The organism is Pseudomonas sp. KH_046_1, from assembly GCF_057839025.1.
In genome coordinates this window covers 6,202,117-6,220,110 of sequence record NZ_CM174481.1, presented here as the reverse complement: position 1 = coordinate 6,220,110, position 17,994 = coordinate 6,202,117, and the positions used below count along the sequence as shown (strand labels likewise).

Sequence of the window (17,994 nt, the reverse complement as noted above, 5' to 3'; positions counted from 1 at the left end):
GCGTCATCGTTGACGACCTTCGCGGGCAAGCCCGCTCCTACAGGATTCAGGTGATCCATGTGGGAGCGTGGTTTGCCCGCGATGCTTTTCAGCCTTGGGTGAATTGCGAAGCCAGTTCGCGCAGCAGCACTTCGGCCTCGAGGACCTTGCTGACCACGTCATTGGCTTTTTCGCGGCTCAGGCCAAGGCGTTCGAGCAGGGCGTCGGGGATGTCTTCATCGGGGCCGGAGCCGATGCCACGGCTGCGCAGCAGGCGCACCGACAGGCACACCAGGTTCGGGTATTCGGCGTAGGCGCCGTCGTAGGCTGGGTCGTGCTGGAAGCGCAGGGCGGTGGCCAGTTCTTTAGGCATGTCCCAGTAGCGCATCAGCCACGTGCCGATCTGTTCGCGGCTGATGCCCAGCAGGTGTTGTTCCACGAAGCTGTGGCACAGGTGCGGGTTGACCTCCAGGTGGCGGCAGATCAGCGAGAAGTGTGGCGGGAACACGTGGGCCAGCAGCAGGTAGCCGAAGTTGTGCAGCAGGCCGGCCAGGTAGGTCAGGCCGGCTTCCGGGCGCTGGGCGCGCGGCATGGCGCGGGTCAGGCCTTCGATGACGGCGGCGGTGTAGATCGATTGCTGCCAGTACGGGGTGGAGTGTTGCGGGTGGTCCTTGGGCAGGCTCAGGGTTTTGCCCAGGGCCAGGCCCAGTGCCAGGTTGATCACCAGGTCGAAGCCCAGCACCCGGACGATGGCGTCTTCCACCGAGCGGATTTTGCCCGGCGAGGCGTAGTACGGCGATGCCGCCCAGCTCACGACTTGTGCGGCCAGCGCCGGGTCGGTTTCGACCACGCCGGTGATGTCGTCGATGGTGGCGTTGGGGTCGACGCGCAGCTTGATGATTTTTTGCGCGGTTTCGGCCAGCGGCGGAATTTCGATGGTCGCTTCCAGACGCTGCTGGATGCGTCGTGCGGTGAACGCCTGGACGGCCTGGGTGATTTCCTCGCGGTCGTCATCGGGGCGGTTGAGGTTCGGACGGATGCTGGTCAGGTTTTCGCCGAAATTGGCGGCGCTGGCCTTGGTCAGCATGGTCGCCTTGAAGTCTTCACTGGAGATTTCCAGCAACACGCCCGGCTCACCGGAGTTGATCAGCAACTTCGGCTCGTGCAGCAGGCTTGCGTCGTACAGGCACGGTGAACTGGTCAGTGCCGGCAGGCCCGGCAGCAAGCTGAGATTGTGCTTGCCGAGCATTTTTGTCAGGCGTTCGGTCGGTACGGCGGCGAGGCGGCGACCGGTGAGTTCAGTGAGGCGATTGAGGTCCAGCAATTGGCTCTGCGGGAACAGCACCATCAGCACGCCAACGCTGTCATCCAGCAGAACGGCCTGCACTTTGCGCGCGGCATTCAGGCCGTGACGGTCCAGCACTTCTTCGTAGGCAATGCCCAATTTGCCCAGCATCAGCCGAATGACCGACGGAGCGTGCGGGGTGTCGGGTGCGAAGGCAACTTCGGTCATGGTCTGTATCCGGACTAAAACAATTGCGGGAGTATAACCAGCTTGCTTGGGGCCACGCCTCAGAAACCGTGACGGTTGTCACACTTGGCCGTATTGTTGGCCATGACGCAGCCATCGGTCGAGTAGCGGGCTGACGTGGGTCGGCCAGCGCTCGAGCAATGCCTGGGCGGCATCCCGCACGGCGGGCAGCAAATCGGCATCGCGCATCAGGTCGGCGACCTTGAATTGCAGCAAACCTGTCTGCCGGGTGCCGAGCATTTCGCCGGGGCCACGCAGTTCCAGATCCTTTTCGGCGATGACAAAACCGTCGTTGGTTTCGCGCATGATGCCCAGGCGCTGGCGGCCGATCTGCGACAGCGGCGGATGGTAGAGCAGCACGCAATGGCTGACGGCGCTGCCCCGGCCGACGCGGCCGCGCAACTGGTGCAATTGCGCCAGGCCCAGGCGCTCGGGGTTCTCGATGATCATCAGGCTGGCGTTGGGCACGTCCACTCCGACTTCGATCACCGTGGTCGCGACCAGCAGTTGCAGGTTGCCGGCCTTGAACTCGGCCATCACCGCAGCTTTTTCCGCAGGCTTCATACGGCCGTGGATCAGCCCGACTTTCAACTCGCCAAGGGCGGCGGTGAGGTCTTCGAAGGTGGTTTCGGCGGCCTGGCAGGTCAGCTCTTCCGACTCTTCGATCAGCGTGCACACCCAATAGGCCTGGCGCCCCTCGGCGCAAGCGCTGCGCACCCGTTCGATGACTTCGACCCGCCGGGTGTCGGTGATCAGCACGGTGTTGACCGGGGTTCGGCCGGGCGGCAATTCGTCGAGGATCGAGGTGTCGAGATCGGCGTAGGCGCTCATGGCCAGCGTGCGCGGAATCGGCGTGGCGGTCATGATCAACTGGTGCGGGCACATGCGCCCGCCGACGCCTTTCTGCCGCAAGGCCAGACGCTGCTGTACGCCGAAACGGTGCTGTTCGTCGATGATCACCAGCGCCAGGTTCTTGAATTGCACTTCGTCCTGGAACAACGCGTGGGTGCCGACCACCATCGGCGTGCCGCTGGCGATTTGCTCCAGCGCGGCTACGCGGTTCTTACCCTTGAGCTTGCCGGCCAGCCATGCGACTTCGATGCCCAGCGGTTCGAGCCAGCGCTTGAAGGTAATGAAGTGCTGCTCGGCGAGAATCTCGGTGGGCGCCATCAGCGCAACCTGATAACCGGCCTCCAGCGCTTGCAGCGCGGCAAGGGCGGCGACCACGGTTTTGCCGGCGCCGACGTCACCCTGGATCAGCCGCAGCATCGGTTCGTGCTGGCTGAGGTCATAGGCGATTTCATTGCCGACCCGTTGCTGGGCACCGGTTGGGTTGAAGCCGAGGTTGGCCAGGTATTTGGCCGGCAGTTGCGTGGCTTTGGGCATCGCGGGCGCGCGCAGGGCGCGCATGCTTTCGCGCAGGCGTTGTTGCGACAGCTGATGGGTCAGCAGTTCTTCGAAAGCCAGACGGTGCTGCGCCCAGTGGTGACCGAGGGCCAGTTCATCGACGTCGGCATCGGCGGGCGGGTTGTGCAGGTAGCGGATCGCATCGGCCAGCGGCGCCAATTGGTAGTCGCGGGCCAGTTCGTTCGGCAGCCAGTCGGGCAGGCTGCTGGGGCCGAGCAGGGTGAGGGTCTGCATGCACAACTGGCGCAAGCGCTGTTGGGTCAGGCCTTCGGTCAGCGGGTAGACCGGGGTCAGGGTTTCATCCACCGGCGGCGGTTCGTCGCCGGTGATGGCGCGGTATTCCGGGTGGTAGATCTCCAGCCCCGAAGCACCGGGTCGCGCCTCGCCGTAGCAGCGAATCCGCGTGCCGCGTTTGAGGCCTTCCTTTTGCGCGTTGCTGAAGTGATAGAAACGCAGGCTCAAGCCCCCGGTGCCATCCTGCAATCGGACCACCAGGCTGCGCCGCCGGCCCATGACCACATCGGCACCGCTGACGGTGCCTTCGATGACCGCATCTTGCCCGGGCCGCAGTGCGCCGATCGGCACCACGCGAGTGCGGTCCTGATAGCGCAGGGGCAGGTGAAACAACACGTCCTGGAGGTTTTCCAGGCCGACCTTGGCCAGTTTCTCGGCCATGGCTTCACCGACACCCTTGAGTGCCGTCACCGACACTTGCGACAACTCGCTCATGACCCTTGCTTAGCCCGCAGCGACTTGTGCCGCTGGCTTGGCCACCGAGCACAGGCGAATGGAGTCAGCGAGGATTTCAATCGCTTTCGGGCGCGGAAAGCTGGCGCGCCAGGCAATGGCCACGGTGCGGAACGGTACGGGTGCCGACAACGGACGCACTTCGATCACGCCGGGGGCGTAGTGATGGCTGTCGACTGCCGACAACGGCAGGATCGAAATCCCGAGGCCCGAGGCGACCATGTGGCGAATGGTTTCCAGGGAACTGGATTCCACCGTGGTGTGCTTGGCACCGTCGTTACCCTTGGTCAGGGTCGGGCAGGCTTCCAGTACCTGATCGCGGAAGCAGTGGCCTTCGCCGAGCAGCAGCAGGCTCTTGTCGTTGAGCAGGCTGGCGTCGATGGATTCTTTTTGCGTCCACGGGTGCTGCGCCGGCATCAGCACGTAGAACGGCTCGTCGTAGAGTTGCAGGGTCAGCACGTCGGCTTCATTGAACGGCAGGGCGATGATGATCGCGTCGAGCTCGCCGTTGCGCAGCTTGTCGCGCAGCACGTGGGTGAAGTTTTCTTCGATGTACAACGGCATCTGCGGGGCGACCCGGTGCAGTTGTGGAATCAGGTGCGGAAACAGGTACGGTCCGACGGTGTAGATCGCGCCGACCTTGAGCGGGGCGGTCAGCTGGTTCTTGCCAGCCTGGGCCAGTTCGCGGATGCCTTGGGCCTGTTCCAGTACCTTTTGGGCCTGGGCCACGATGCCTTCGCCGACCGGCGTCAGGCGCACGGCGCTTTTGCTGCGCTCGAAAATCAGCACACCGAGTTCGTCTTCAAGCTTTTTCACACCCACCGACAGGGTCGGTTGGCTGACGTGGCAACGCTCGGCCGCGTGGCCGAAGTGCTGCTCTTGGGCGAGGGTAACGATGTAGCGTAATTCTGTGAGGGTCATAGCAAGCGTCCATGAAGTTGCGGGCCAAGCATACCGGCTGCAATCGATAGACGCACGTTATCAGACGTAGGAGCGAGCTTGCTCGCGAAAAACCTGAGATCGCCCCGGGGTGTCAGGCTTCAAGCGTTATCGTTCGCCTCATTCGCGAGCAAGCTCGCTCCTACAGTGGTTCAGCGGTTTTCAACGGCGGCGTTTTTCCAGCGAATACACAAACGGTGCAACAATTTCGATGGAACCGTTGGTCAGCATGTCGGCCGGTGGCTTGGGCAGCGGTTGGGCGCGGCGGATCATTTCCAGGGTGGCCCGGTCCAGATCGGCAGTGCCCGAGGAGCCTACCAGCTCAAACGACAACACATTGCCTTCGGCATCCACGACGAAACGCAGACGGTTCATCCCTTCCTTGCCCCGCGCCTGGGCACTTGCAGGGTACTTCTTGTACTTCTGCAGGTGTGCCAACAGCGTGCCTTGCCAGCTGGCCTTGGCTGCCATTTGAGCAGGCGACGGACCCGGCGCAGGCTGGGCGGATTTCTCCGTCGGTGCCTGAGTCTGCTGGGTTTCGGCAGGCTTTTCTTCGGCCGGTTTTTCCTTCGGCGGCTCAGGTTTCTTTTCTACCGGTTTGGGCGGCTGCGGCTTGGGCTTTGGCTTGACGGGCTTGGGCACGGCAATTTCGGCTTTCGGCGCTTCGGCGAGCTTGGGTATCGGCAGTTCTTCAACCGGAGCCGGTGGCTGCGGCGGGGTGACGACCTTCGGCGGAGCAGGCGGTGGCGGGGCAGGAACCGGTGCCAGCTCGACCATCATTGCCTGGGGAGGCAATTCGATGGGCGGACGGGCGGACCAGTTCAGCGCCAGCGCGATGGCCAGCGCGTGAACGCCCAGCACCACGGCCAGGCTACCGCTGTAACGCGTCAGCTTATGGCGCGTCGTGATCATTTCTTGGCTGCCGTCTCGAGACCGACCAGACCCACTTTCAGGTAACCGGCAGAACGCAGGTTGTCCATCACGCTCATCAGGTCGCCGTAATCCACGCCTTTGTCGGCCTGGAAGAAGATTGTCGTGTCTTTCTTGCCCTGGGTCCTGGCGTCGAGGGTGGCGCCGAGTGCTTCGGCCTTCACTTCCTCTTCACCGAGGAACAGGCGCTGGTCGGCCTTGACGCTGAGGAACACCGGTTTCTCTGGCCGCGGCGCCGGTTTGGCGGTCGAGGCGGGCAGGTCGACCTTGATGTCCACGGTGGCCAGCGGGGCCGCCACCATGAAGATGATCAACAGCACCAACATCACGTCGATGAACGGCGTAACGTTGATTTCGTGGTTTTCGGACAGATCGTCGTCTGCCCCTTCTTTCAAATGCAGGCCCATGGCCGATTACCCCACTTTCACCATGTGCGGTTGCGAGCTGCGCTCAGGCTGGTGGTCGAGGTCGCGGCTGACCAGCAGCAGGACCTGTGCCGACGCGTCGGACACCTGAGCCTTGTAACCGGCGATGGAGCGGGCAAAGACGTTGTAGATCACGACCGCAGGGATCGCTGCAACCAGGCCCAGTGCGGTAGCCAGCAGGGCCTCGGCGATGCCCGGAGCCACGACGGCGAGGTTGGTGGTCTGGGTCTTGGCGATGCCGATGAAGCTGTTCATGATGCCCCACACGGTACCGAACAGGCCGACGAACGGCGCGGTGGAACCGATGGTGGCCAGCACGCCGGTGCCGCTGCTCATGTTGCGACCGCAGGCGGCGACCAGGCGCTCAAGACGGAAGCTGACGCGTTCCTTGATGCCTTCTTTCTCACGGCTGTTGACCGACAGGCGCATCTCTTCAAGGGCGTCGTGCACCAGCAAGTTGGCCAAGGTGCCTTCCTTCGCTGCGGTGGCGCTGGCTTCCTTGAGGGAGGCGGATTTTTTCAGTTGGGCGATTTCACCGCGCAGACGACGCTTGGCGCCCATCAGCTCAAGACCCTTGGCGATCCAGATGGTCCAGGTGATGATCGAGGCGATTGCCAGGCCGATCATCACGATTTTCACGATGATGTCGGCGTTCTTGTACATGCCCCACGGCGACAGGTCATGGGCCATGCCCAGGGTGTTGTCGGCTTCGAGGACCTCAGGGACGTCTTCACCCAACGTTTCTGCCGGTGCGGCCTGGGTCGGATCGGTCGCTACCGGAGCAGCGGCCGGGGCGGCGTGATCGGCCGGAGCCGGCGCGGTGGCGGCCGGTGTGGCTGGCGCCTGGGCATCGGCGAAAGCGGCGACTGGCGCAAGCATCAGGCTGAGGAACAGGGCGGCCACCGCGCTCCAGGCGCGAGGTCGTTTGGTTGGCGAAGCGGAGATTTGATTGCGTGTCATGCTGGCCGGACCTGAGAGAAAAAACGGGTGATGTTCTTCCAGGCCTCGAAAGGCCGAGAACAAAAGTGGGGCGCATTATTGCAAGTAATTCTTGTTAACAGAAGTAATAGCGTCTCTTTTTTTCCTGCATTGCTAGCCGCCTGTCTATTGCCGGCGCTAGTCTGTGGCTTTCCGATGGGAGTTTTCTGATGTCTGCGCCTACTGTTTTGATCGCCGGTTGCGGTGATGTCGGCAGCCGCCTGGCCACACAATTGCTGGCGACGGGGTGGGAGGTCCATGGCCTGCGACGCGACGTTTCACGCCTGCCTGAGGGCGTCATCGGTGTAGCCGGTGACCTGTTCAACAAAGACTGCCCGGCTACCTGGCCAATCGGCGCCGTGGATTACCTGGTGTATTGCGCGGCGGCCACCGATCACGACGAAGCCGGTTACCGCGCTGCGTATGTCCAGGGCCTCGAGCACGTGCTGGAGTGGCTGAACGACTACGGGCAGGTGCCCAATCGCCTGTTGTTCGTTTCCAGTAGCAGTGTTTACGGTCAGCAGAATGGCGAATGGGTCGACGAGTCTTCACCAGCCGTGGCGGCGGGCTATTCCGGACGTGTGATGCTCGAAGCCGAGCAACTCGCCCTCAAGAGCGGCATTCCGGCGAGCATCGTGCGTCTGACCGGCATTTATGGTCCGGGCCGTGAGTGGTTGCTGACTCAGGTTCGTCGGGGGTATCGCGTGGTAACCGATCCGCCGTTGTATGCCAATCGGATTCATGCCGACGACGCCGCAGGATTGATGGCGTGCTTGCTTGAGGCGGATCGGCGTGGCGTGGCGCTGGATGATGTCTACATCGGCGTCGATGACGCGCCGGCAGCACTGGCCGATGTGGTGGACTGGTTGCGTGAGTATCTGGGTGTGACCGAATGGGCCGATGATGACAGCGTGCGTCGCACAGGCAGCAAGCGCTGCAGCAATGCGCGGGCAAAAGCGTTGGGCTGGACGCCGAAGTATCCGAGTTTTCGCGAGGGGTATGCGGCGATCATTGAGGGGCGCAGCTGACTTCCAGGCGCCGTAAACACCTGTGGGAGCGGGCTTGCCCGCGATGAGGTCATAACATTCAACATCCAGGTTGACTGTTACACCGCCATCGCGGGCAAGCCCGCTCCCACAGGGTTATCTATTGGCTTCAGATCCGGCTTATTGCTTCTCGAGCAACCACTTGCGCTCACCCGGGGTGAACGAGGGCATCTCGTCCGCCTGCGCCGTGTTCACGGTCTGGAAAATCTCCAGCTCCTTGCCCTTGCGTGCAAAGATCCAGGCGTTGCCCTGGCCATTGAGTTGCAGCCACATGTTGTCGTTGCCGCCGCTCATGGATGCGCAATCGCCGGCCAGGCACAACGCATAACGATCGCTGCCTGGAAGGCCGGTCACCTGGCCGTCGGCCTGGAATTGAACCGTGTTGCCTTCGCCCGGGCCGTTGACGATTGTCCAGCCGCCGCCCATGTAGGCTGAATACAGCGCACGTTCGAAGCTGGCACCCATCGGTGCGCCATCCGGTACCTGGATCTGTACGCGGTCGAAGACTTGCTCAGGCTCGTTGTCGCTGGCGGACTGGCTCAGTTGCTTGCCGTCACGCTTCAGCTCACTGGCCGAGCTGCCATAAAAGTCGACTTTCCAGGCGCCGGACTGTTCACCCAGCAGCTTGCCATCGACATTTTCAAAACCGTTGGTATAGCGGGCCTGGCTGGCCTTGGTGTTGATGTCCCATTCCAGGTTCGGGCCATAGGCCTGGAGCGCTTCACGCAGGGGGACGCCTTTGGCGGCAGCATCGATCGCCACCTGGTTGATCCAGGTGCCGCTGATGTCGCGGTCGGCAGGGTTGCTGGCACATCCGCCCAGGAACAGGGCGAGCAGCGAGAGAGCAAGCGCGTTGCGCATGGGTGGAATCCTTTCAAGCATTCTTTACAGCAGAGCAGTCGGCGCAGCCCGAGGCTGCGCCGCACGCATTACTCGATGACCAGGATGGCATCCATTTCAACCTGCGAACCCTTTGGCAGGGCTGCTACGCCGATGGCGGCGCGGGCAGGGTAAGGCTGGTCGAAGTACTTGCCCATGATCTCGTTGACCTTGGCGAAGTGGCTCAGGTCGGTGAGGAAGATGTTCAGCTTGACGATGTCCTTGAACGAACCGCCAGCGGCTTCAGCCACGGCCTTGAGGTTCTCGAACACTTGGACGGTCTGGGCTTCGAAGCCTTCAACCAGTTCCATGGTTTTTGGGTCCAGGGGAATCTGACCCGACATGTAAACGGTGTTGCCAGCCTTGATCGCCTGGGAGTAAGTGCCGATGGCGGCCGGGGCCTTGTCGCTGGTGATAACAGTCTTGGTCATGTAGGACTCCTTGTAATTAGGGGCTTAGGCGCGCATGCGGGTGATGCGAATCACCCCGGTCAAGGCGCGCAGTTTCTTGATCACGCGGGCCAGGTGCACGCGATCGTGCACGCTGACCACCAACTGGACCACGCTGATGCGACCATCGCGTTCGTCCATGCTGATTTTCTCGATGTTGCCGTCGGCGGCGTTGACGCTGCTGGCCAACAGGGCGATCAGGCCGCGCTGGTGTTCCAGTTCGACGCGCAGTTCGACGTTGAATTCGCCGGTAACGTCCTTGGCCCACGAGAGCTGGATGCATTTTTCCGGGTTGTGGCGGATTTCGCTGATGTTGCGGCAGTTGTCCAGGTGCACGACCATGCCTTTGCCAGCGGACAGGTGGCCGACAATCGGGTCGCCCGGGATCGGCGTGCAGCACTTGGCGTAGCTGAGTACCAAGCCTTCGGTGCCGCGAATCGCCAGCGGGCCTTCTGCACTTGGCAACTGTTCGCCTTCGCCCAGCAACCGGCGGGCCACCACATAGGCCATGCGATTGCCCAGGCCGATGTCTTCGAGCAAATCTTCGATCAGTTCCAGGCGGTACTCGACGAGCATGGCCTTGACGCGTTCGGCCGGGATTTTCTCCAGCGAGCTGTCGAAGCCGTTGAGGACCTTGTTCAGCAGGCGCTCGCCGAGGCTGATGGATTCGGAGCGGCGTTGCAGTTTCAGTGCATGGCGAATGTGCGTGCGCGCCTTGCCGGTGACCACGAAGTTGAGCCAGGCCGGGTTCGGCCGCGCGCCGGGAGCGCTGACGATCTCGACCGTGGAGCCGCTTTGCAGCGGTTCGGACAGCGGCGCGAGACGACGATTGATCCGGCAGGCGATGCAGCTGTTGCCCACGTCGGTGTGTACCGCGTAAGCGAAGTCGACCGCCGTGGAGCCCTTGGGCAGCTCCATGATCCGGCCTTTTGGCGTGAACACGTAGACCTCGTCCGGGAACAGGTCGATCTTCACGCTTTCGATGAATTCCAGCGAGTTGCCAGCGCGTTGCTGCATTTCCAGCACGCCCTTGACCCACTGGCGGGCGCGGGCATGGGTGCCTTTCGGCTGCTCGTCGCCGCTGGACTTGTACAGCCAATGGGCAGCGATGCCGTTGTTGGCCATTTCTTCCATTTCACGGGTGCGGATCTGGATCTCGATCGGAACACCGTGCATGCCGAACAGCGTGGTGTGCAGCGACTGATAGCCGTTGGCCTTGGGGATCGCGATGTAATCCTTGAAGCGCCCCGGCAGTGGTTTATATAAGTTATGTACAGCACCCAGCACGCGGTAGCAGGTATCGACCTTGTCGACGATGATCCGGAACGCGTAGACGTCCATGATCTCGTTGAAGGCCCGACGCTTGCCGCGCATTTTCTTGTAGATGCCGTAGAGGTGTTTCTGGCGACCGCTGACCTCGCCCTGAATGCCATCGATGGCCAGGCAGTGGCTTAAGGATTCTTCGATCTTGTTGACGATTTCCTTGCGGTTGCCCCGGGCGCGTTTGACCGCCTGGTAGATCCGCGCGGAACGCATCGGGTGCATGGCCTTGAAGCCGAGGTCTTCGAATTCTATGCGGATGGCGTGCATGCCCAGCCGGTTGGCGATGGGTGCATAGATTTCCAGGGTTTCCTTGGCGATGCGCCGGCGTTTTTCCCCGGACAGCACTTCCAGCGTGCGCATGTTGTGCAGGCGGTCGGCCAGCTTGACCAGGATCACGCGAATGTCGCGGGCCATGGCCATGGCCATTTTCTGGAAGTTTTCGGCTTGCGCCTCGGCCTTGGTCTCGAAGTTCATCTGGGTCAGTTTGCTGACCCCGTCGACCAGTTCGGCCACGGTTTCGCCGAACTGCGCTTGCAGCGCTTCCTTGGCAATACCGGTGTCTTCGATCACGTCATGCAGCATCGCGGCCATCAGGCTCTGATGGTCCATGTGCATGTCGGCAAGAATATTCGCAACCGCGAGTGGGTGCGTGACGTACGCCTCGCCGCTACGGCGGCGTTGGCCATCGTGGGCTTGTTCGGCGTAGAAATACGCTCGGCGGACCAGATTGACCTGGTCCTTGCCGAGGTAGGTCGATAAGCGATCGGCGAGGGCGTCTATGCTCGGCATGATATCTCCTGCCGTAAGCTTTTATCCCGCGCCGTGCTACGTCGACCAGGCATAGGCTTAGACGGCCTCGTTGGACTCGTCCTCGAATGCAGCAAAAAGCGGTTCATCTTCAACGATTTCGGCTTCGGCGATAGCTGCGTAGTCGATCAGGCCTTCAGCGATTTCACGCAGGGCGACGACGGTAGGCTTGTCGTTTTCCCATGCTACTTTCGGCTCTTTGCCGCCGGTGGCCAGTTGACGGGCACGCTTGGTAGAGAGCATGACCAGCTCAAAGCGGTTATCCACGTGTTCTAGGCAGTCTTCAACGGTTACGCGGGCCATGGTCTTCCTCGTAGCAAATGCAATATGCGCGCTGCCCGGATGGGCGAGCGGACTCGACAGTTTAAAAAATCACCAGCGTTTAGGGAAGCGCTGATTTTTTGACCAAGCCCTTCAACGCGCTACAAGTGCCAATGTAAAGCCCTTGCAGCGGTTTTGGGAAGAGCTGATTAACCGAGCAATTCAGCCAGCAATTTGCCGTGACGCTGCTGCTGACGCTTTTGAATCAGCTGATTGGCGCGGAAAATCGCCTTCAGGTCGTGCAGCGCGTGGGCGAAATCGTCGTTGATGATCAGATAGTCGTAGTCGACGTAGTGGCTCATTTCGCTGACGGCTTCGCGCATCCGGCCGTCAATGACTTCGTCACTGTCCTGGCCGCGATTGGTCAGACGCTGGTGCAGGGCCTGCAATGACGGCGGCAGAATGAAGATCGAGCGGGCCTGAGGCATCAGCTTGCGCACTTGCTCGGCACCTTGCCAGTCGATTTCCAGAATCAGGTCGTGGCCTTCGTCCAGGGTCTGCTGCAGGTGGCTTTGCGAAGTGCCGTAGAGATTGCCGAACACTTCGGCGCGCTCGAGGAAATCCCCGTGCTCGATCATCTTCACGAACTCGCTGCGGTCGACGAAGTGATAGTTCACGCCATTCACTTCACCGGGACGCATGGCGCGGGTGGTGTGGGAGACCGAGACGCGGATCTCCGGATTTGCGTCGGTCAGGGCCTTGACCAGACTGCTCTTGCCCGCGCCCGAAGGGGCGGAAATGATGTACAGGGTGCCGGTGCTGTGTGTCATGTCGGGGGTAGCCTTACTCAATATTCTGCACTTGTTCGCGCATCTGCTCGATCAACACCTTGAGGTTGACCGCAGCCTGGGTGCTGCGCGGGTCGAAGGCTTTGGAGCCCAGTGTATTGGCTTCGCGGTTGAGTTCCTGCATCAGGAAGTCCAGGCGCCGACCGGCGGCACCGCCGGATTTGAGCACCCGGCGAACTTCGATGATGTGAGTGCTCAGGCGATCCAGTTCTTCGGCGACGTCGCTTTTTTGCGCGAGCATGACCATTTCCTGCTCCAGGCGCTGCGGATCCATCTCGGCCTTCATGTCGGCGAAGCGGTCGAGGACTTTCTGGCGCTGGGTGGCGAGCATTTGCGGGACCAGTTCGCGCAAGGTCACCACGTCTTCTTCAATGGCGCTCAGGCGCTCGTTGATCAGCCGCGCCAGCTCCGCGCCTTCGCGCTCGCGGCCGGCCTTCAGTTCCTTGAGGCCTTGGTTGAACAGTGCCAGCGCTTCGGCGTTCAAGGCTTGCGGGTCAGTGGCGTCGCCTACCAGTACGCCGGGCCAGGCCAGGACTTCCAGCGGGTTCAGCGCTGCCGGGTTCTTGATCAGGCTGGCGATGGTCTCGGCGGCAGCGACCAGTTGCGCGGCGCGCTCCTGATCGATTTGCAGTGCTTTGCCGGTGTTTTCTTCGGTGAAGCGCAGGGTGCATTCGAGCTTGCCCCGCGATACACCCTGGCGCAGGGCTTCACGAACAGCGCCCTCGAGGTCGCGGAAGGATTCCGGCAGGCGCAGGTGGGGTTCCAGGTAGCGGCTGTTGACCGACCGCAGTTCCCAGCTCAGGGTGCCCTGGACGCCGGCTTTCTCGACGCGGGCGAAGGCGGTCATGCTGTGCACCATGGAGGTACCTCGCAAGGCAGATCGGCACAGAACCGAGGTTCCGGGAATCCGATATCAATGAATTAAAGCCGACTGGCAGCAAAGGCGCAGGATTGTAGCGCAGTGGCGCGGATGCGCCCAAACACACGGTGTGACAAAGAGCGGCAGGCCTGCACCGACGCGCGGTGCAGAGCCCTCGGTCGTCGGCGGAATTTTTTAGAAGTGCCCAGTGGCGGCCGTCGGCTCTATAATGCTCCGCAGTTTTCCGTCCCCAGTACAGGTACTCCCTATGATACGTCCAAGTGGTCGCGCTGCCGATCAGCTCCGCTCGATCCGCATCACCCGCAACTACACCAAACACGCCGAGGGTTCTGTGCTGGTCGAGTTTGGCGATACCAAGGTCATCTGCACCGTCAGCGTTGAACCGGGCGTACCGCGTTTCCTGAAAGGCCAGGGCCAGGGTTGGCTGACCGCCGAGTACGGCATGCTGCCGCGCGCTACCGGCGAGCGTAACCAGCGTGAAGCCAGCCGTGGCAAGCAAGGCGGCCGCACCCTGGAAATCCAGCGTCTGATCGGTCGTTCCCTGCGCGCTGCGCTGGACATGTCCAAGCTGGGTGACGTCACCCTGTACGTCGACTGCGACGTGATCCAGGCCGATGGCGGCACCCGCACGGCTTCGATCACCGGTTCCATGGTTGCGCTGATCGATGCCTTGAAAGTCATCAAGAAGCGTGGCGGCCTGAAGGGCGGCGACCCGGTCAAGCAAATGATCGCTGCGGTTTCCGTGGGCATGTACAAGGGTGAGCCTGTGCTCGACCTCGACTACCTGGAAGACTCGGCCGCCGAAACCGACCTGAACGTGGTGATGACCAGCGCTGGCGGCTTCATCGAAGTCCAGGGCACTGCCGAAGGCGCGCCGTTCCAGCCTGAAGAGCTGAACGCCATGCTGGAACTGGCCAAGAAAGGCATGAACGAGATCTTCGAATTGCAAAAGGCCGCATTGGCCGACTGACCGGACTGCTCCAGGCAAGGAGGACACTATGAGTGACGAGCAACTGCCGCTGCCCACGCCGAGCCAAGAGGTACGTCAGTGGGCCATGTTTTGCCACTTGTCCGCCTTGCTGGGGATCTGGATTCCGTTTGGCACGATCATCGGCCCGCTGATTCTCTGGCAGATGAAGCGCGAGATGGACCCGTTCATCGATGCCCAGGGCAAGGAAGCGCTGAATTTTCAGATCACTGTCGCGATCGCCTCGGCTATCTGCTTCCTGCTGATGCTGTTGATTATCGGGTTCTTCCTGTTTGGCCTGATCGCGATCGGTGCGCTGGTGCTGACGATCATCGCCGGGGTGAAGGCCAATGAAGGGCAGCCTTACCGGTACCCGTTCACATGGCGGTTGATCAAGTAAGCCAAGACGCTGATGCTATTTTAAGCGCAGTTCAATACAAATGCCCCGACATGTTGGGGCATTTGTTTTTTTGCAATCAGATTAATCTCTAATGTTGCGTACTTGGTCGTTCGCTATTCAAACGAAGTTCATTCGTGCAAATAAAATTTCTTACACGTTTAGTCACAAACTGCAAAGCTCAGTACGGCTTGTATGCTTGGCAATGAGACTTGGCGATTGATAAAGTTGCCGCAAGTAATATTTATAAAGAAATATTTCGATATATTCTGGCCATTGACGGCCTCTGAATCTAATACTAGTCAGTGTTGAGATTGATCAACCTGTTCAAGAGGCGTGTCCAGGTAAAAAGTTCGCCCCTGAATGTAAAAGCAAGAATATCCCAAATGCTTCAGCTCGATTTTTATGGAACACTTGTCGCCGCCTCTTTAGTACTTTTGTTGGGGCGCGCTCTTGTCTCGCGTGTCGGTTTTTTACGTACTTATAATATCCCGGAACCTGTAGCAGGCGGTCTGGTGGTTGCCTTGGGTCTTCTGGCTTTGAGAACTCTCGATATTGAAATCCGATTTGATACCTCGCTGCAAACTCCCTTGATGTTGGCGTTTTTTGCCACGATTGGCTTGAGCGCAGACTTCGCCAGCCTGAAGAAGGGCGGACGCATAGTGGGGATCTTTCTGCTGGCGGTTGTCGGACTTCTGATGATCCAGAATGCCATGGGCATCGGGCTCGCAACGGCGTTGGGGCTCGATCCGTTGATGGGCTTGTTGACAGGCTCGATTACTCTGGCAGGCGGGCACGGTACAGGTGCTGCATGGGGGGCGACGTTCAGCGAGAAGTTCGGTCTGGCCTCTGCCTCTGAGTTGGCAATGGCTTCTGCAACGTTTGGCCTGGTGCTGGGCGGCTTGATTGGTGGGCCTGTTGCCCGCCTGCTCATCAGTCGTGTCCAGACACCCGGCTGCGAGCAGGAAAAGCCACGGCTGCCCAAGGGCTTTGAACAACCGAACAAAGAGCGCTCGATCACGTCGTTTTCGCTAGTCGAGACACTGGCTTTGATCGCTGTCAGCCTGCTGGCGGGCTCACTCCTGAATGGGTGGCTTCAGGGAACCGCATTTGAGTTACCGACGTTTGTTTGCGTGTTGTTCGTGGGCGTGCTTTTACGGAACGGGCTTTCGGCGCTTGGCGTGTATCAGGTGTTTGAGCGAGAAGTCTCCGTGCTGGGGAATGTCAGTTTGTCGCTGTTTTTGGCAATCGCTCTGATGTCGCTCAAGTTGTGGGATCTGGCTGCACTGGCGTTGCCGATCTTTATCATCCTGGCTGCGCAAACGTTGGTCATGGCCCTGTTTGCGATTTTTGTGACATTCAGGATGATGGGCAGTAACTACGACGCGGCTGTATTGGCGGCAGGGCATTGCGGTTTCGGACTGGGTGCCACGCCAACGGCCATCGCCAATATGCAAGCGGTGACACAGCGCTATGGGCCTTCTCAGATAGCGTTCCTGGTGGTGCCAATGGTGGGTGCTTTCTTCATCGACATTGTTAATGTCATCGTGATCAAGTTGTACTTGGCACTGCCGTTATTCGCCGCAGGCTGAAGTTCGAGTCACTGAAACGCAGGTCATAAAAAATGCCCGTATCTTGCGATACGGGCATTTTTTCAACTGTCTATCAGGCCGCCCAGTGAAAAATCACTTAGATCGTCAGCGTCCAGTCGTAGTCCACGATCAGCGGCGCGTGTTGCGAGAACCGCGGCTGGCGTGGCAGGCGTGCGCTGCGTACGAAGCGGCGCAGGCCCGGGGTCAGCAGTTGATAGTCGAAGCGCCAACCGAGGTTGAGCATCTCCGCCTGTTCGTTGTCCGGCCACCAGCTGTACTGGTCGCCTTCACGGCTGACTTCACGCAGGGCGTCGACATAACCCATGTTGCCGACAATTTCGTCCATCCAGGCACGTTCAGGTGCCAGGAAGCCCGGAGATTGCTGGCTGTCGCGCCAGTTCTTGATATCCAGCTTTTGTTGCGCCACGTACAGCGAGCCACAATAAATGTACTCGCGACGTTTGCGCCGCTGTTTATCCAGATAACGGGCGAAGTCGTCCATTAGCTTGAACTTCTGGTTCAAGTCTTCATCGCCGTTCTGCCCCGAAGGGAGCAGCAAGGTCGCGATGCTGACCTTGTCGAAATCGGCTTGCAGGTAGCGCCCGTAGCGGTCGGCCGTCTCGAAACCGAGACCGCTGATGACAGCCTTCGGTTGCAACCGCGAATACAAAGCCACACCGCCTTGGGCAGGGACTTCAGCATCGCAGGCATAAAGGAAGTAGCCATCCAGTTGGAAGGCTGGGTCATCCAGTTCAAAGGCGGAGGCACGGGTGTCCTGCAGGCAGATGACGTCGGCATTCTGTGCTTGCAGCCAACTGAGCAAACCACGCTCGACTGCAGCCTGAATACCATTGACGTTCACACTGATGATCCGCATAAATGGCCCCAAAAATCGCGTGCGTGTATGATACACGGCGTCAAGCTAATTAGCTAAATCCGTGGTATTTGGGGTTTTTTTCATGCAAGCGTATCAGCGCGATTTCATTCGTTTTGCCATCGATCGCGGCGTTTTGCGCTTCGGTGAGTTCACCCTGAAGTCCGGGCGTACCAGTCCTTACTTCTTCAACGCCGGCTTGTTCAACTCGGGTTCGGCCCTGGCGCAGCTGGGGCGCTTCTACGCCGCAGCTATCGCCGAAAGTGGCATTCCCTTCGACGTGCTGTTTGGCCCGGCCTACAAGGGCATCCCGTTGGCGGCGACCACCGCCGTGGCCCTGGCCGAACATCACAACCGTGACCTGCCATGGTGCTTCAACCGCAAGGAAGCCAAGGCCCACGGCGAAGGCGGTAGCCTGGTTGGCGCACCCCTGACCGGCGACGTTCTGATCATCGACGACGTGATCACCGCCGGCACCGCGATCCGTGAAGTGATGCAAATCATCGCTTCACAGGACGGCGCCAAGGCAGCCGGCGTGCTGATTGCCCTGAACCGTCAGGAGCGTGGCAACGGCGAGTTGTCGGCGATCCAGGAAGTCGAGCGTGACTTTGGCATTCCGGTCATCAGCATCGTTTCGCTGAATCAGGTGCTGGAATTCCTCGCGGACGATCCGCAGCTCAAGCAGCATCTGCCAGCCGTGGAAGCCTACCGCGCACAATTCGGCGTTTAATCGCT

At 60.6% G+C, this 17,994-nt stretch carries 18 protein-coding genes; 5 read left to right on the top strand and 13 right to left on the bottom strand.

Annotated features, from left to right (window positions below; translation table 11 throughout):
* Positions 1 to 88 precede the first annotated feature (88 nt).
* From AC3IT9_RS28595 to exbB, 6 genes are all read right to left on the bottom strand, one after another.
* On the bottom strand, positions 89 to 1,492 hold the full coding sequence (locus tag AC3IT9_RS28595; RefSeq protein WP_489271517.1) for an aminoacyl-tRNA deacylase and HDOD domain-containing protein: 1,404 nt from the start codon (positions 1,490 to 1,492) through the stop codon (positions 89 to 91).
* A 78-nt stretch (positions 1,493 to 1,570) separates the two neighbouring features.
* Positions 1,571 to 3,646: an ATP-dependent DNA helicase RecG gene (recG, locus tag AC3IT9_RS28590; protein WP_150757460.1), complete on the bottom strand. Its 2,076-nt coding sequence runs from the start codon at positions 3,644 to 3,646 to the stop codon at positions 1,571 to 1,573.
* A gap of 9 nt (positions 3,647 to 3,655) precedes the next feature.
* Positions 3,656 to 4,585: a hydrogen peroxide-inducible genes activator gene (locus AC3IT9_RS28585; RefSeq protein ID WP_008047093.1), complete on the bottom strand. Its 930-nt coding sequence runs from the start codon at positions 4,583 to 4,585 to the stop codon at positions 3,656 to 3,658.
* Positions 4,586 to 4,765: 180 nt separating this feature from the next.
* A complete protein-coding gene (locus AC3IT9_RS28580; RefSeq protein WP_489271516.1) occupies positions 4,766 to 5,515 on the bottom strand; it encodes an energy transducer TonB family protein in 750 nt (249 codons plus the stop codon).
* Positions 5,512 to 5,940, bottom strand: a complete 429-nt coding sequence (exbD, locus tag AC3IT9_RS28575; protein WP_053163897.1) for a TonB system transport protein ExbD — start codon at positions 5,938 to 5,940, stop codon at positions 5,512 to 5,514. The genes AC3IT9_RS28580 and exbD overlap by 4 nt, the downstream gene beginning before the upstream one ends.
* A gap of 6 nt (positions 5,941 to 5,946) precedes the next feature.
* Positions 5,947 to 6,918, bottom strand: a complete 972-nt coding sequence (gene exbB, locus AC3IT9_RS28570; protein ID WP_489271515.1) for a tonB-system energizer ExbB — start codon at positions 6,916 to 6,918, stop codon at positions 5,947 to 5,949.
* 188 nt (positions 6,919 to 7,106) lie between these two features.
* On the opposite strand from exbB, the gene AC3IT9_RS28565 reads away from it, so the two are divergent.
* Positions 7,107 to 7,964, top strand: a complete 858-nt coding sequence (locus tag AC3IT9_RS28565; protein WP_489271514.1) for an SDR family oxidoreductase — start codon at positions 7,107 to 7,109, stop codon at positions 7,962 to 7,964.
* Positions 7,965 to 8,102: 138 nt separating this feature from the next.
* Here AC3IT9_RS28565 and AC3IT9_RS28560 read toward each other — a convergent pair whose 3' ends face one another.
* The 6 genes from AC3IT9_RS28560 to AC3IT9_RS28535 form a co-directional block, all read right to left on the bottom strand.
* Positions 8,103 to 8,843 (bottom strand): hypothetical protein, encoded by a 741-nt coding sequence (locus AC3IT9_RS28560; protein ID WP_489271513.1) that lies wholly within the window; start codon positions 8,841 to 8,843, stop codon positions 8,103 to 8,105.
* Positions 8,844 to 8,911: 68 nt separating this feature from the next.
* A complete protein-coding gene (locus AC3IT9_RS28555; RefSeq protein ID WP_003229509.1) occupies positions 8,912 to 9,292 on the bottom strand; it encodes a RidA family protein in 381 nt (126 codons plus the stop codon).
* 24 nt (positions 9,293 to 9,316) lie between these two features.
* Positions 9,317 to 11,422 (bottom strand): bifunctional GTP diphosphokinase/guanosine-3',5'-bis pyrophosphate 3'-pyrophosphohydrolase, encoded by a 2,106-nt coding sequence (spoT, locus tag AC3IT9_RS28550; RefSeq protein WP_095943403.1) that lies wholly within the window; start codon positions 11,420 to 11,422, stop codon positions 9,317 to 9,319.
* 57 nt (positions 11,423 to 11,479) lie between these two features.
* Positions 11,480 to 11,743 carry a DNA-directed RNA polymerase subunit omega gene (gene rpoZ / locus AC3IT9_RS28545; protein ID WP_007921129.1) on the bottom strand — a complete coding sequence of 88 codons (264 nt, stop codon included), beginning with the start codon at positions 11,741 to 11,743 and terminating at the stop codon, positions 11,480 to 11,482.
* 167 nt (positions 11,744 to 11,910) lie between these two features.
* The gene (gmk, locus tag AC3IT9_RS28540; RefSeq protein ID WP_046038947.1) at positions 11,911 to 12,531 is read right to left on the bottom strand and encodes a guanylate kinase; all 621 of its coding nucleotides are present in this window, start codon (positions 12,529 to 12,531) and stop codon (positions 11,911 to 11,913) included.
* A 13-nt stretch (positions 12,532 to 12,544) separates the two neighbouring features.
* Complete coding sequence (locus tag AC3IT9_RS28535; protein ID WP_057712739.1) at positions 12,545 to 13,408, bottom strand: YicC/YloC family endoribonuclease; 864 nt, start codon at positions 13,406 to 13,408, stop codon at positions 12,545 to 12,547.
* Between the two features lie 268 nt (positions 13,409 to 13,676).
* Here AC3IT9_RS28535 and rph point away from each other — a divergent pair, with 268 nt between their 5' ends.
* From rph to gltS, 3 genes are all read left to right on the top strand, one after another.
* Positions 13,677 to 14,399 (top strand): ribonuclease PH, encoded by a 723-nt coding sequence (rph, locus tag AC3IT9_RS28530; protein ID WP_007989575.1) that lies wholly within the window; start codon positions 13,677 to 13,679, stop codon positions 14,397 to 14,399.
* A gap of 28 nt (positions 14,400 to 14,427) precedes the next feature.
* Positions 14,428 to 14,796 (top strand): DUF4870 domain-containing protein, encoded by a 369-nt coding sequence (locus AC3IT9_RS28525; protein ID WP_103395943.1) that lies wholly within the window; start codon positions 14,428 to 14,430, stop codon positions 14,794 to 14,796.
* 383 nt (positions 14,797 to 15,179) lie between these two features.
* A complete protein-coding gene (gene gltS / locus AC3IT9_RS28520; protein WP_150724888.1) occupies positions 15,180 to 16,385 on the top strand; it encodes a sodium/glutamate symporter in 1,206 nt (401 codons plus the stop codon).
* Between the two features lie 97 nt (positions 16,386 to 16,482).
* Here gltS and crc read toward each other — a convergent pair whose 3' ends face one another.
* Entirely contained in the window at positions 16,483 to 17,262 is a 780-nt protein-coding gene (crc, locus tag AC3IT9_RS28515; RefSeq protein ID WP_003176915.1) for a catabolite repression control protein Crc, read from the bottom strand.
* Between the two features lie 82 nt (positions 17,263 to 17,344).
* Here crc and pyrE point away from each other — a divergent pair, with 82 nt between their 5' ends.
* A complete protein-coding gene (pyrE, locus tag AC3IT9_RS28510; protein ID WP_011336558.1) occupies positions 17,345 to 17,989 on the top strand; it encodes an orotate phosphoribosyltransferase in 645 nt (214 codons plus the stop codon).
* The last annotated feature ends 5 nt before the right edge of the window (positions 17,990 to 17,994 follow it).

Excerpts from the sequence above, each read along its gene's own strand:
- gltS (WP_150724888.1), top strand. The coding sequence starts at position 15,180 with ATGCTTCAGCTCGATTTTTATGGAACACTTGTCGCCGCCTCTTTAGTA.
- exbB (WP_489271515.1), bottom strand. The coding sequence starts at position 6,918 with ATGACACGCAATCAAATCTCCGCTTCGCCAACCAAACGACCTCGCGCC.
- exbD (WP_053163897.1), bottom strand. The coding sequence starts at position 5,940 with ATGGGCCTGCATTTGAAAGAAGGGGCAGACGACGATCTGTCCGAAAAC.
- gmk (WP_046038947.1), bottom strand. The coding sequence starts at position 12,531 with ATGACACACAGCACCGGCACCCTGTACATCATTTCCGCCCCTTCGGGC.
- rph (WP_007989575.1), top strand. The coding sequence starts at position 13,677 with ATGATACGTCCAAGTGGTCGCGCTGCCGATCAGCTCCGCTCGATCCGC.
- AC3IT9_RS28525 (WP_103395943.1), top strand. The coding sequence starts at position 14,428 with ATGAGTGACGAGCAACTGCCGCTGCCCACGCCGAGCCAAGAGGTACGT.
- AC3IT9_RS28560 (WP_489271513.1), bottom strand. The coding sequence starts at position 8,843 with ATGCGCAACGCGCTTGCTCTCTCGCTGCTCGCCCTGTTCCTGGGCGGA.
- pyrE (WP_011336558.1), top strand. The coding sequence starts at position 17,345 with ATGCAAGCGTATCAGCGCGATTTCATTCGTTTTGCCATCGATCGCGGC.
- crc (WP_003176915.1), bottom strand. The coding sequence starts at position 17,262 with ATGCGGATCATCAGTGTGAACGTCAATGGTATTCAGGCTGCAGTCGAG.
- AC3IT9_RS28580 (WP_489271516.1), bottom strand. The coding sequence starts at position 5,515 with ATGATCACGACGCGCCATAAGCTGACGCGTTACAGCGGTAGCCTGGCC.
- AC3IT9_RS28535 (WP_057712739.1), bottom strand. The coding sequence starts at position 13,408 with ATGGTGCACAGCATGACCGCCTTCGCCCGCGTCGAGAAAGCCGGCGTC.
- AC3IT9_RS28555 (WP_003229509.1), bottom strand. The coding sequence starts at position 9,292 with ATGACCAAGACTGTTATCACCAGCGACAAGGCCCCGGCCGCCATCGGC.
- AC3IT9_RS28595 (WP_489271517.1), bottom strand. The coding sequence starts at position 1,492 with ATGACCGAAGTTGCCTTCGCACCCGACACCCCGCACGCTCCGTCGGTC.
- AC3IT9_RS28565 (WP_489271514.1), top strand. The coding sequence starts at position 7,107 with ATGTCTGCGCCTACTGTTTTGATCGCCGGTTGCGGTGATGTCGGCAGC.
- AC3IT9_RS28585 (WP_008047093.1), bottom strand. The coding sequence starts at position 4,585 with ATGACCCTCACAGAATTACGCTACATCGTTACCCTCGCCCAAGAGCAG.
- spoT (WP_095943403.1), bottom strand. The coding sequence starts at position 11,422 with ATGCCGAGCATAGACGCCCTCGCCGATCGCTTATCGACCTACCTCGGC.
- recG (WP_150757460.1), bottom strand. The coding sequence starts at position 3,646 with ATGAGCGAGTTGTCGCAAGTGTCGGTGACGGCACTCAAGGGTGTCGGT.
- rpoZ (WP_007921129.1), bottom strand. The coding sequence starts at position 11,743 with ATGGCCCGCGTAACCGTTGAAGACTGCCTAGAACACGTGGATAACCGC.